The sequence below is a fragment of the Nocardioides marmorisolisilvae genome (assembly GCF_031656915.1).
Taxonomy (GTDB): Bacteria; Actinomycetota; Actinomycetes; order Propionibacteriales; family Nocardioidaceae; genus Marmoricola; species Marmoricola terrisoli.
In genome coordinates this window covers 1,572,049-1,584,245 of the sequence record NZ_CP134227.1, presented here as the reverse complement: position 1 = coordinate 1,584,245, position 12,197 = coordinate 1,572,049, and the positions used below count along the sequence as shown (strand labels likewise).

The window sequence follows — 12,197 nt, the reverse complement described above, 5'->3', positions numbered from 1 at the left end:
ATCAGTCCAGGGTGAAGTAGTCGGGGCCGGAGTAGCGGCCGGTGAGCAGCTTGGTGCGCTGCATCAGCAGGTCGTTGAGGAGGGTGCTCGCACCGAAGCGGAACCAGTCCGGGTCGAGCCAGTCCGGACCGGCGATCTCGTTGACGGTCACGAGGTACCTGATCGCGTCCTTGCTGCTCCGGATCCCACCGGCCGGCTTGACCCCGACCATCTGCCCGGTCGCCTCACGGAAGTCACGCACCGCCTCGAGCATGACCAGCGTCACCGGCAGGGTCGCGGCCGGCTGCACCTTGCCGGTCGAGGTCTTGATGAAGTGCGCACCGGCCAGCATCGCCAGCCACGAGGCACGTCGTACGTTGTCGTAGGTCTGGAGCTCGCCGGTCTCGAAGATCACCTTCAGGTGGGCGCGGCTGCCGTCCGGCCGTTCGCAGGCCTCGCGGACCGCCACGATCTCGTCGAAGACCTGCAGGTAGCGACCCGAGAGGAACGCGCCGCGGTCGATCACCATGTCGATCTCGTCGGCGCCCGCCGCCACCGCGTCGCGGGTGTCCGCCAGCTTGACGGGGAGCGCCGCCCGGCCGCTCGGGAAGGCGGTCGCCACCGAGGCGACGTGGACCCCGCTTGACCCCAGCGCCTGCTTCGCGACGGCGACCATGTCGGGGTAGACGCAGACCGCCGCGGTGGCGGGGCAGGTCTGGTCGGCCGGATCCGGGTGCACCGCCTTGGCGCACAGGGCACGGACCTTGCCGGGCGTGTCCTGGCCCTCGAGGGTGGTCAGGTCGACCATCCGGATCGCGAGGTCGATCGCGAACTGCTTGGCGGTGGTCTTGATCGACCGAGTCGACAGGGTCGCGGCACGCTGCTCCGCGCCGACCTGGTCGACGCCCGGGAGCCCGTGCAGGAACCGTCGCAGGGCCGCGTCGGAGGAGGTCGCCTCCGAGACCGAGTCCAGTCCGGCGGCCGACAGGGTCAACGGGCCGGTCGTCACCCGCCCAGCATAGGGGCTCGGTGTGCATAGGGTGTGCGGGTGCGCGCATCGTCCGGCCCCGTCACCGAGCCCTCCCTGGGACCCACCAGCGGATCGGTCTCCGGCTGGCTGGGCGAGTGCATCGTCGTGATCGTGATCATCATGGCCGTCACCGGCGGGGGCGGACTCCCGATGGCCCGAGTGGTGATCGGCGCGTTGCTGGTGGCGGTGCTGATCTGGGCGTTCCTGCTCCGCTCGCGGGTGGTCCTGCGCGACGACGGGATCCTGCTGCGCAACGTCTTCTCCGACACGTCGGTTCCTTACGGCCTCGTCGACCGGGTCACGGTCCGCTCGGTGACGCACGTCTTCGTCGGGGAGCGCCGCTACGTCGGTGTCGGCGTCGGCCGGAGCCGCCGGGCGATGACGAGGCAGACCCCGACCCGCGGCACCGAGCCCGACACTCCCCGCACCCGGCTGGCCGGTTCGGACCTGCCCGACTTCCTCGAGCAGCAGGTGGCCGTCCGGCTCAAGGACGCGACGCCGGGCGAGGGCGTCGTACGGCGGAGATGGGCGTGGCCCGAGATCGCGGTGACCGGCGTGCTGGCGGTCGTCTTCGTGGTGACCCTGCTGCTCTGAGCATCTCTGCTCTCAGAGGCCAGCGGCCGCTTGGACGTCCGCACGGATCGCGTCGAGCCGACCCGCGGCCGCGATGCGGGCGGCGTCGACCCCCTCGGGATCGTCCCCGTCGACCGGCACGACGACCTCGAGGTAGCACTTGACCTTCGGCTCGGTGCCAGAGGGCCGGATGATCACGCGGGCCCGGTCGGCGAGCTGGTAGCGCAGGCCGTCGGTCGGCGGCAGGCCACCAGCGCCCTGGCTCAGGTCGTCGACGCGCTGGACCGCGAGGCCACCGAGGCAGGTCGGCGGTGCCTCGCGCAGCCGCTGCATCGTGGCCGGGATCGCGTCGAGGTCGTCGAACCGCACCGAGAGCTGGTCGGTGGCGTGCAGGCCGAACCGGCGAGCGATGTCGTCGAGCCGGTCATGCAGGGTGCGGCCTGCGGCCTTCGCCTCGGCCGCCATCTCGCAGACCGTGAGGAGTGCGGACAGGCCGTCCTTGTCCTTGACGTGCTCCGGGTCAACGCAGTAGCCGAGCGCCTCCTCGTAGCCGAAGGCGAGGCCTTCGATGCGGCCGATCCACTTGAAGCCGGTGAGGGTCTCCTGGTGCGGCTGGCCCGCGGCCTCGGCCTGCTTGCCGAGCAGGCTCGACGACACGATCGACTGGGCGTAGACGCCGCGCTTGCCCCGGGACAGCAGGTGGTCGGCGAGCAGGGCACCGACCTCGTCACCGCGGAGCATCTGCCAGCCGGTCCCGGAGTGGCCGCGGTCGGCCGTGGGCACGGCGACCGCGCAGCGATCGGCGTCCGGGTCGTTGGCCACGGCGATGTCCGCGCCCACCTCGGCGGCCAGCGCGAGCGCGAGATCCATCGCCCCCGGCTCCTCGGGGTTGGGGAAGGCGACCGTCGGGAAGGCCGGGTCCGGCTCGGCTTGCTGCACCGCGACGTGGGGCGCGGGGAAGCCCGCGCGTCGGAGCACGGCCACGGCGGTGTCGCCCCCGACGCCGTGCAGGGGCGTGTAGGCGATGGTGAGGTCCCGCGGTCCCTGCGGGTCGACCAGGCCGACGACACTGTCGAGGTACCGGTCCAGGACGTCATCGCCGAGCAGCTCGATGCGCTCGCCGTCGCGCGGGATCTCCGCGACCGGGCCGACCACGTCGATGGCCGCTGCGATGTCGGTGTCGGCCGGCGGGACGATCTGGCTGCCGTCGCCGAGATAGACCTTGTAGCCGTTGTCCTGTGGTGGGTTGTGGCTCGCGGTCACCATCACCCCTGCCGCACAGTCGAGGTCACGGATCGCGAACGCGAGCAGGGGGGTGGGAAGTGGCCGGGGGAGCAGCAGCGCGCGGAAGCCGGCTGCGGACATCACCTCGGCGGTGTCGCGCGCGAAGACGGCGGAGTTGTGCCGTGCGTCGTAGCCGATCACCACAGGACGGGTCTCGCCGTTCCCACGCAGGTACGCGGTGAGCCCGGCTGCCGCCCGGAGCACCACGACCCGGTTCATCCGGTTGGGTCCCGCGCCGAGGGCGCCGCGCAGTCCCGCCGTACCGAACTCCAGGGAGGCGCGGAAGCGGTCGGCCAGATCGGCCTGCACCGCGGGATCGTCGGCGCTGGCGAGCAGATCCTCCAGCTCGGCTCGGGTCTGCGGGTCGGGGTCCTGTGCCGCCCAGGCGCGGGCACGCTCGATCAGGTCGTCTCGGGTGGAGTGCTGGCCCATGCGGGAAATACAACCACCTGGCGTCGGGAGGCGCGCGACGGTTGCCGCAGGGGATGATCGTGGGCATGGTGCTGTCGCGCTACCGGTTCACGCACTCGTGCGAGGTGTCGGCGTCTCCCGAGCGCGTCCACGCCCTGTTGCTCGACCTCGAGCGCTACCCGAGCTGGTGGCCGCAGGTGCGCGCTGTCGCCAGCCTGGGGCCCGACACGGCCCTGGTCGTCTGCCGCTCCGTGTTGCCCTACGACCTGGAGCTCGTCCTTGATGCGGTCAGCCGCGCGCCGACCGAGCTCGAGGTGCGGATCTCCGGGCCGATCGACGGACTGGCTCGCTGGTCGCTGTGTGCCCACCAGGGCGGGACCCGGCTGGAGTACTTCCAGGAGGTGGTCGCCCGGGGCGCCCTGGCGTGGGCGTCGTATGTCATCAAGCCCATGCTGCGTTGGAACCACGCGGTGATGATGCGTGGCTTCGACGCGGGGATCGCGTCCGCACTCGCTGGGGACACCGGTCCGCGCACGGGCTGAAGGTGATCGTCCGCGGTCGGCGCTGCGGTCAGCGACGCCCACGCGGGCCGAAGACCGGCGACGCCTTCTTGAACGCGGCCTCTCGGGCGGCCCTCGTGTTCGCCGAGGCGAGCAGGAACAGCTGCTCGACGCGCTCGCGTCCGAAGGTGCGTCGGGTAGAGGCGGTCCAGGTGCCGTTGAACAGCCGCTTGGCGGCGGCCAGGGCATCGGGGGAGCGCTCGGCGAGCCGGCCCGCCAGCTCGTACGCCGCGGCCAGCGGATCGGCGGCCACCTCGGTGACCAGGCCGAGCTCGGCGGCCTCCTTGCCGCTCATCATGGCCGCGCTCATCGTCAGCAGCTTCGCTCGGTCGATCCCGACGAGCTCGGCCAGGGACCGGACGCCGGTCATGTCCGGGATCAGGCCCCAGCGTCCCTCGAGCACCGACCACTCGGAGTCAGGGGCGGCGATCCGGAAGTCGGCGGCCAGCGCGAGCTGCAGGCCCCCGCCGTAGCAGTGACCGTGCACCGCGGCGATGACCGGTACCGGCAGCCGGCGCCAGGCCCAACAGGCCTCCTGGAAGGCGTTGGTCCCGCGCCAGGGCGCTGGCACGAATGCGCGGGCGATGCCGGTGGGCGTCTTCAGCACCGATCCGAAGTCGAGCCCCGCGCAGAACGAGGCGCCCTCGCCGCTGAGCACGACAGCCCGCAGGGCGCGGTCGCGTCGGAGCTCGCGCGCGGTCCTGGCGAGCTCGTGCAGGGTCTGCAGGGTGAGCGCGTTGAGCTTCTCGGGCCGGGTCAGGCGGACGTGGGCCACGCCGTCGGCGACCGTGCACGTGACGTAACGGGTCATGCGCAGAAGGTTACTCGCCGGTAGGGCCAGCGGGCTTCCGACGTACCCGGCGAGTCAGCCCAGGGCAGCGACGGCGGCGTCGTAGTCGGGCTCCTGGGTGATCTCCGGCACCAGCTGGGTGTGGATCACCGTGCCGTCGGCGTCGAGGACCACCACGGAGCGGGCGAGCAGCCCCGCCATCGGACCGTCGGTCATCCGGACGCCGAAGTCCGTGCCGAAGTCGGAGCGGAAGCCCGAGCCGACGGTCACGTTCTCGATGCCCTCGGCGCCACAGAACCGGCCCTGCGCGAACGGCAGGTCCTGGGAGACGCAGACCACGGTGGTGTTGTCCAGGCCGGCGGCCAGCTCATTGAACCGTCGTACGCTCGCGGCGCAGACGCCGGTGTCGATGCTCGGGAAGATGTTGAGCACGACCCGCTTGCCGGCCAGCGAGGCGGACTCGAGGTCGCCCAGGTCGGTGCCGGTGAGGGTGAACGCCGGAGCCTTGTCGCCGGGGGCCGGCAGCTCGCCGGCGGTGTTGACGGGGGTGCCCTTGAAGTTGGTGGTTGCCATGGGTCCGATTCAAGCACCCCGGGTGACTCACTCGATGGCCGGCTCCTCCGCGGATTCGGTTCCGGGCTCGTCGTCGGGTCCACGCACAGAGCGCACCGTGCCGGTCTCGCCCGCAGTGTCGTCGTACGGCTTGTCCTCCTCGGAGAGCTCGTCGTAGCCCTCGGCGTCGGTGAACATGCCGGCCTCGGTGTCGAAGGTGCGGCCGGTGTTGTCCACCTCGGCGTTCTCGGGGCGGTTCTCCGGGGCGAGCCGATCCTGGCGCTCGGCCTCGATCCGCTCCGCGTCCTCGTCCGACGGCTGTTCGGTGAACTGCTCGCTGCTGGTCCCGGTCGGCCGCGGGGTCTGTCGCTCGGTCATCTGTCTGCCTCCGGTTCGCCTCTCGGAAGGCAGGTGCCCGGTCCCGACCACAGCCATGCCGTCCGCAGTCAGATCTTCGGCACCACGGCCCCGAGGAGGGCACCCATCCTGGCGGCTGCGGAGCGGCCGGCCTCGAGCACCTCCGCGTGGTTCAGCGGCTCGCCGGTGATCCCGGCCGCAAGGTTGGTCACCAGCGAGATGCCCAGCACCTCCAGGCCCGCCTCGCGCGCCGCGATCGCCTCTAGCGTGGTGCTCATCCCGACGAGGTCGCCGCCGATCGCGCGGACCATGCCGATCTCGGCCGGCGTCTCATAGTGCGGGCCCGGCAGCTGCACGTAGACGCCCTCGTCGAGTCCGGGCTCGACCTCGCGACACAGTGCCCGGAGGCGCGCGCTGTAGAGGTCGGTCAGGTCGATGAAGTGGGCACCCTCGATGGGCGAGGTCGCCGTCAGATTGATGTGGTCGCTGATCAACACCGGTGTGCCCGGGGTCCAGGAGGTGCGCAACCCGCCACACCCGTTGGTGAGCACGACCGTGCGACAGCCGGCCGCTGCCGCCGTACGGACGCCGTGGACGACGGGCCGGACGCCGTGCCCCTCGTAGAAGTGGGTCCGGCCGAGGAAGACCATCAGGGTCCGATCGCCGGCCCGGACCGAGCGGATCCTGCCGGCATGGCCGGCAACGGCCGGCGGCGCGAAGCCGGGCAGCTCCGCGGTGGAGATCTCGGCCAGGGCCGGGCCGAGCGCGTCGACCGCAGGCAGCCATCCCGAGCCCATCACCAGGGCGATGTCGTGGGACGCGATCCCGGTCTTCTCGCGCAGGACGTCGGCTGCCTCGGCGGCTGCCTGCTGATAGCTGGTCACCGGCCGAGCCTACGGTGCGTCGGCAGCGTCGGTCAGCCGCCGAAGACAGAGCGGCACGGGCGCGCGCGGAGGGCGGCGACGTAGTCGGAGGGGGCGGCGGCGGCCTCGGCGGCGTCGGCGAGCACGCCGAGGTAGCTGGCCGAGGGGAGTCCGCCCTCGAACGCATCGAGCACATAGGCCCAGGCCACCACCTCACCGCTGAGGGTGGAGATCCGCACCCGGACCTTGCGGTAGAGACCGGTGTCGGCAGACTCCCAGCCGTCCAGGGCGAGCACGTCGTCGCCGCTCACGTCGTACACCGCGACGAAGACCTGCTCGAACGGATCCTGGACGATCGTGGCGAGGGCGCCGTCCCAGCCGTGGTCCTCGCCGCCGAAGGTGAGTCGCCAGCCCTGCAGCCACCCGGTCGCGTGCAACGGCGAGTGCGGGCAGCGCTCGTTCATCCGCGCCGGATCGAGGTTCGACCCGTAGGCGGCGTGCAGGGTCATGCCCGCAAGGGTAGGGCGTGCGTACGCCACAATGGCCCGGTGACACGAGCGCAGAGCAGGCACCCCGACCGCGTGGCGATCATCGGCGGCGGCCCCGGCGGCTACGAAGCCGCCCTGGTCGCGGCCCAGCTCGGCGCCCGGGTCACGGTCGTGGAGAGCGCCGGACCCGGCGGCTCGGCCGTGCTCACCGACTGCGTGCCGAGCAAGACGCTCATCGCGACCGCCGAGCTGATGACCGAGGTCGAGGGCGCCAACGAGCTCGGCGTGCTCATCGGCGACGGCGGCGTGGTGGTCGACCTGGTCCGGGTCAATGAGCGCGTCAAGCGTCTCGCCCTCGCGCAGTCCGTGGACATCGGCAGTCGGCTGGCCCGCGACGGGATCGACGTGGTGCGGGGGCGGGGGCGGCTGGAGTCGCCGGAGCGGGTGGTCGTCGAGCGCGCCGACGGGGACACACAGGTCCTCGAGGCCGACGCTGTCCTGGTCGCCACCGGAGCCGCGCCACGCACCCTCGCGAGCGCCCAGCCCGACGGCGAGCGGATCCTGACCTGGGAGCAGGTCTACGACCTGACCGAAGAGCCCTCCCGGATGATCGTGGTCGGGTCCGGCGTCACGGGCGCGGAGTTCGCCAGTGCCTACAACGCGCTGGGCATCGACGTCGTGCTGGTCTCCTCGCGCGACAGGGTGCTGCCCGGCGAGGACGCCGACGCCGCCGAGGTCCTCGAGGACGTCCTGATCCGCCGCGGCATGACCGTGCTGGGCCGGTCCCGGATGGAGTCGGTGGTCCGCCACGGCGACAGCGTGACCGTGACGCTCACCGACGGCCGCACCGTCGAGGGCTCGCACTGTCTGCTCGCTCTGGGCTCGGTTCCCAACACCGACGGCCTCGGCCTCGAGGAGGCAGGTGTCGCGCTCGACGAGCGTGGCTTCGTGACCGTCGACCGGGTCTCGCGTACGACGGCCCGGGGGGTCTACGCCGCCGGGGACTGCACCGGCGTCCTGATGCTGGCCTCGGTGGCTGCGATGCAGGGCCGGATCGCGATGTGGCACTTCCTGGGTGATGCGGTCAGCCCGCTGGACCTCAAGAAGGTCTCCAGCAACGTCTTCACCGCTCCGGAGATCGCCACCGTGGGCTGGAGCCAGCAGGCGGTGGACGCCGGTGAGATCGCGGCCGAGGTGGTGATGCTGCCGTTGAGCGGCAACCCGCGCGCGAAGATGCAGGGCGTGCGGGACGGCTTCGTGAAGCTGTTCGCCCGTCCCGGGACCGGCATCGTGGTCGGTGGGGTGGTGGTCGGTCCACGGGCCAGCGAGCTGATCCATCCGGTGTCGCTGGCCGTCGCCGAGTCACTGACCGCCGACCAGGTCGCCCAGGCGTTCACGGTCTACCCGTCCAACAGCGGCTCGATCGCCGAGGCCGCCCGCCGCCTGCACCGAGGCTGACCCTCAAATCACCGATCTGAGGCGGGTTAGGCGCACTCGGGCCGTTGAGGGGTTGCTGACCAGCCTCTGACGTCGGTGGTCGGGTGGAGGGCAGGAGTGTCCTGCCGGTCTGTCCGGCTTCTCCTGGGTCCTCGGGTCGTGGCGGGCGGGATGCGGGAGGTCAGCCGCTGGCGGCTGGTAGGGCGCGTAGCCGTTCGATGGCAGCGGTGATCAGTGCGGCCCAAGGCCATCGGCGGGGTAGGCGCAGGACAAGTCGTCGCCCGGTGCGGACCAGGCGGCCGGTGACGTTGTAGATCCGGCGGCGGATCTTCTTGGTCATCACCGGTGCGGTGGCCAGGCCGAGCCGGGTTGCCCATCGGGTGAGGTTGTGGGCGATGGTGTTGAGGATCAGCCAGGCTGCGTTCCCGCCGAAGCTCTTGGTCGGGAAGTGGTTCATCGCCATGTCGTGCTTGAGGTCGCGGATAGTGAGCTCGACCTCGGCGTGGCGGCGGTGGTCGGCCTCGATCTCGACGATCTCGCCGGTTCGGTCGGTGATCATCGGGTGGTAGTCGTAGATCGGGAACAGCGCTGGTTGATCGGGGTCCTGGCCGCGGTTGATTGCTTGAGCGTCGGTGAGTGGGGTGCGACGCACGATCAGCCGGACGGGATGGATTTCGCCGCGCTCGGCCAGCAGCTTGCCGCGGGGACCGCTCGCGAACGGGATGAAGGTGAATTCCGCGACCCCGGCTCCGGGCAGGAAGTAGTCGATCGGGGTCCACTCGGATTCGGCGATCGCTGCGATCTTGTCCTTCACAGCGGAGCCGATCATGCGAGCGGTGATGGAGAAGCGCACGTCGTTGTTGCGGCAGGCGGTGACCACATCGGACAGGTAGAACCCCGAGTCGGCGCGGAGCACGATCTCACCGGCCGCGCCCGCGCTGCGGAGTCGGCTGATGGTCTCCTTGATGAACACCGGTGCGCTGGTGGAGTCGCTCGACCGGCCCCGACGCATCCGGGCGTGTGCCACGACGCCGGCGATGTCAGGTGTTCCCGCGATAACGGCGAGCAGCGGGTGATAGCCCCGCAGCCCGGTGCGCATCACGCCGCGAGCACCGTCCTTCTTCAACCCGTAGGTCTCGCAGAGGGTGGAGTCGATGTCGACCGTGACCGACTCGCTGAATCCGGGATGTGCGCCGGCGGTGACGGCGCGGGCGAGCAGGCGCCGAGTCACGGCGTCGAGTTGGCGGGCGTGGCCGAACCCGAACGAGCGTAGGAAGGTGCCGACCGTCGAGGAGGCGGCGACCTTGTGCCCCAGGACCGCGCCAGTGGACCCGGCCCGTAGGGCGTTGACGTCCTCGATGCAGTCCCCACCCGCCAGGAGCGAATGGATCAACGTCAGGCACTTCCGGTCCGGGTTCGCGCCAGCGCTGCCCGGGACGGTGAGGTGTTCACGCAGCAACGGACCGAGCCCGAGCCGGTCCCCCAGGGTGGCCGCGATCAGGAGTCCGGCGTCGGACACGCCGTTCTCATCATCGGCTGTCACCCGGATGCGGTCGAGCGTGCAAGACTTCGTCACCAAGAGGGTGCTCCTTTGAAACTGCTCTGATCAAGGCGTGGTAACCATGATCGTGCAGGTCAGGAGCACCCTCTTCGCTCAGCCGCACCGACCAACGCCGTACGAATCGGTGATTTGAGGCTGACCCTGGCTGCTGGGCCGCATTCGCGGCAGCTGCTCGAATTACATTCTTGTAGTTATTCAGCGGTATTTGTTCACGCATTCTCAATTCGCTTCCGGTGACATATCGTGACGGCTCATTCGTCACTTCTGACCCATGGATCCCGGAACTCACACATGCATCTTCCTCGCCCCTTCCGCGCGCTGCTCGCTGCGCCCCTGCTGCTCGTGCTGGCCGCGCCACCGGCGGGCGCCGTCTCGGTCGACCAGACGTTCAAGGTGCCGGCGTCCGGCAGGTTCACCATCAACGGGCACGGCTTCGGCCACGGTCACGGGATGTCGCAGTACGGCGCCCAGGGCGCGGCGCTGCAGGGACTCGGCTATCGCAAGATCGTGAAGTTCTACTACCCGGGCACCCGATTCTCGACCTACAGCGGCAACATCGCGGTGCTGATCACCTCCGACACCACCCGCGACGTGCAGGTCAGGGTCCGGCCGGGCCTGCGGGTCAAGGACCGGGGGACCGGCACGGTCTACCGGCTGCCGACGCGCACCGGCGTCAAGAAGTGGCGGCTGAAGATCAGCCAGCGGCGTACCTGGGTCCAGTTCCACAACTCCACCGGCTGGCACACCTGGCGGCTCCCCAACGGTCGGTGGCGCCTGGTCGGCGACGGGGAGTTCAGCTCACCGGCCCACCTGCTGACGCTGGTCACCCCGTCGGGCCCGAAGGTCCTGCGCGGGACCCTGCGCGGTGCGTCCGCCGCCCCTGCCGGAGCAGTCAGCGACACCGTCAACGTGCTGCCGATCGACGACTACGTGCAGGGCGTGGTCGCCGCGGAGATGCCGGCCTCGTGGAGGCCGGCAGCACTGAAGGCCCAGGCCGTGGCAGCCCGCACCTACGCGCTGTTCGAGCGGGCCGCCAACCTCAACAGCTGGTATCAGATCTGCGACACGACTGCGTGCCAGGTCTATGGCGGGGTCGCCAGCGAGTACTCGACGACCAACGCCGCAGTGCGCGACACCGCGGGCAGATACCTGAGCTGGCACGGCCAGCCGGCGTTCACCCAGTTCAGCGCCTCCTCGGGCGGCTGGACCTCCGCCGGCTCCCAGCCCTACCTGCCACACCAGCAGGACCCGTACGACGGCTTCTCCGGCAACGGCGTGCACACGTGGTCGGTCAGGGTCTCGGCGGCGCCGCTCGAGCGACGGTACCCGTCGATCGGCACGCTCCGTCGGGTCACGGTGACCCAGCGTGAAGGAGGCGGACAGTGGCAGGGCCGGGTCTGGGCGATCACCCTGCGCGGGAGCAAGGGCAGTGCGCGGATCAGCGGCACCGACCTGCAGTCGGTCTACCGGCTGCGCAGCACCTGGTTCCAGCTGGGTCGCTGACCCCGCGTCGCGCCGGGTACGAGCATCGGCGGGGGTGTCAACCGCTGCCGGGGTGGGCATAGTGTCTGGACGTGACCGCTGCATCCGACGTGGCCGGGGAGACCGGCCACACCCCTCTCGCCACGAGCACCAGAGCGCTGCTCGACACCGTCTCCGCACTGACCGTTCCCCAGCTGGCCGAGCCGTCGTTGCTCCCGGGCTGGACCCGGGCCCACGTGGTCGCCCACCTGGCCCTGAACGCCGAGGGCTTCAACCGTGCCCTGCACGGGCTGGTCCGTGACGCCGGGGTGGCGGTCTACGACTCCGGCGAGAAGCGTGACGCCGACATCGAGGAGCTCGCCGGCGCGGCTCCCGTGGAGCTGCGCGCCCGGCTGGTCGCCGCCTGCACCCGCTTCGCGACGGCGTACGCCGAGCTTCCGCCGACGGCCCGCAGCGGCTCGGTTCCACGGGTTCCCGGCGGACCGACCTTCTCGGTCGCCGAGCTGCCGGTGACGCGCCGCCGCGAGGTGGAGATCCACCACGCCGATCTCGATGCCGGCTACACCTGCGCGGCGTGGCCGGCGGACTTCTGCGCCGAGCTTCTCGACCGCGTGTCCGCCGACCACGCCGTCGACGGCCCGTTCCTCGTCAGGGCCACCGACCTCGGCCGGGACTGGCAGGTCGGGGCCACGGGTGGCCCGGTCGTCACCGGCTCGGCCGCCGCACTCGGCTGGTGGTTGACCGGTCGGGGTGCCGGTGAGGGTGTCGCCTGCGGCAGCGGTGCGCTGCCGCGACTCGGCCCCTGGGCGCGGCCGGCTGCCCGCTGAGCC

General features: G+C 71.1%; 13 protein-coding genes. 5 read left to right on the top strand and 8 right to left on the bottom strand.

The annotated features are described in order from the left end of the window. Position 1: 1 nt before the first annotated feature. A complete protein-coding gene (gene deoC, locus Q9R13_RS07550; protein ID WP_310964460.1) occupies positions 2-988 on the bottom strand; it encodes a deoxyribose-phosphate aldolase in 987 nt (328 codons plus the stop codon). Between the two features lie 39 nt (positions 989-1,027). On the opposite strand from deoC, the gene Q9R13_RS07545 reads away from it, so the two are divergent. Next, the gene (locus Q9R13_RS07545) at positions 1,028-1,603 is read left to right on the top strand and encodes a hypothetical protein (RefSeq protein WP_310964459.1); all 576 of its coding nucleotides are present in this window, start codon (positions 1,028-1,030) and stop codon (positions 1,601-1,603) included. A 12-nt stretch (positions 1,604-1,615) separates the two neighbouring features. Here the strand turns inward: Q9R13_RS07545 and Q9R13_RS07540 are convergent, their stop codons facing one another. Further along, complete coding sequence (locus tag Q9R13_RS07540) at positions 1,616-3,298, bottom strand: phospho-sugar mutase (RefSeq protein ID WP_310964458.1); 1,683 nt, start codon at positions 3,296-3,298, stop codon at positions 1,616-1,618. Positions 3,299-3,339: 41 nt separating this feature from the next. Between Q9R13_RS07540 and Q9R13_RS07535 the strand changes: the two genes are divergently transcribed. Beyond that, complete coding sequence (locus tag Q9R13_RS07535; RefSeq protein ID WP_310964457.1) at positions 3,340-3,819, top strand: SRPBCC family protein; 480 nt, start codon at positions 3,340-3,342, stop codon at positions 3,817-3,819. Between the two features lie 28 nt (positions 3,820-3,847). Here Q9R13_RS07535 and Q9R13_RS07530 read toward each other — a convergent pair whose 3' ends face one another. From Q9R13_RS07530 to Q9R13_RS07510, 5 genes are all read right to left on the bottom strand, one after another. Further along, positions 3,848-4,648 carry a crotonase/enoyl-CoA hydratase family protein gene (locus tag Q9R13_RS07530; RefSeq protein ID WP_310964456.1) on the bottom strand — a complete coding sequence of 267 codons (801 nt, stop codon included), beginning with the start codon at positions 4,646-4,648 and terminating at the stop codon, positions 3,848-3,850. 54 nt (positions 4,649-4,702) lie between these two features. Further along, positions 4,703-5,200 carry a thiol peroxidase gene (gene tpx / locus Q9R13_RS07525; RefSeq protein ID WP_310964455.1) on the bottom strand — a complete coding sequence of 166 codons (498 nt, stop codon included), beginning with the start codon at positions 5,198-5,200 and terminating at the stop codon, positions 4,703-4,705. A 27-nt stretch (positions 5,201-5,227) separates the two neighbouring features. Further along, positions 5,228-5,557, bottom strand: coding sequence for a hypothetical protein (locus Q9R13_RS07520; RefSeq protein WP_310964454.1), 330 nt, complete (start codon positions 5,555-5,557; stop codon positions 5,228-5,230). 68 nt (positions 5,558-5,625) lie between these two features. Further along, positions 5,626-6,420: a purine-nucleoside phosphorylase gene (locus Q9R13_RS07515; RefSeq protein ID WP_310964453.1), complete on the bottom strand. Its 795-nt coding sequence runs from the start codon at positions 6,418-6,420 to the stop codon at positions 5,626-5,628. A 32-nt stretch (positions 6,421-6,452) separates the two neighbouring features. Next, positions 6,453-6,908 (bottom strand): gamma-glutamylcyclotransferase, encoded by a 456-nt coding sequence (locus Q9R13_RS07510; RefSeq protein ID WP_310964452.1) that lies wholly within the window; start codon positions 6,906-6,908, stop codon positions 6,453-6,455. 39 nt (positions 6,909-6,947) lie between these two features. Here Q9R13_RS07510 and Q9R13_RS07505 point away from each other — a divergent pair, with 39 nt between their 5' ends. After that, positions 6,948-8,345: an NAD(P)H-quinone dehydrogenase gene (locus tag Q9R13_RS07505; protein WP_310964451.1), complete on the top strand. Its 1,398-nt coding sequence runs from the start codon at positions 6,948-6,950 to the stop codon at positions 8,343-8,345. A gap of 160 nt (positions 8,346-8,505) precedes the next feature. On the opposite strand, the gene Q9R13_RS07500 is transcribed toward Q9R13_RS07505, so the two are convergent. Then, the gene (locus Q9R13_RS07500; protein WP_310965057.1) at positions 8,506-9,900 is read right to left on the bottom strand and encodes an IS1380 family transposase; all 1,395 of its coding nucleotides are present in this window, start codon (positions 9,898-9,900) and stop codon (positions 8,506-8,508) included. A 276-nt stretch (positions 9,901-10,176) separates the two neighbouring features. On the opposite strand from Q9R13_RS07500, the gene Q9R13_RS07495 reads away from it, so the two are divergent. Then, positions 10,177-11,388, top strand: coding sequence for a SpoIID/LytB domain-containing protein (locus Q9R13_RS07495; protein WP_310964450.1), 1,212 nt, complete (start codon positions 10,177-10,179; stop codon positions 11,386-11,388). A 71-nt stretch (positions 11,389-11,459) separates the two neighbouring features. Next, positions 11,460-12,194 (top strand): maleylpyruvate isomerase family mycothiol-dependent enzyme, encoded by a 735-nt coding sequence (locus Q9R13_RS07490; protein ID WP_310964449.1) that lies wholly within the window; start codon positions 11,460-11,462, stop codon positions 12,192-12,194. Positions 12,195-12,197 lie beyond the last annotated feature (3 nt).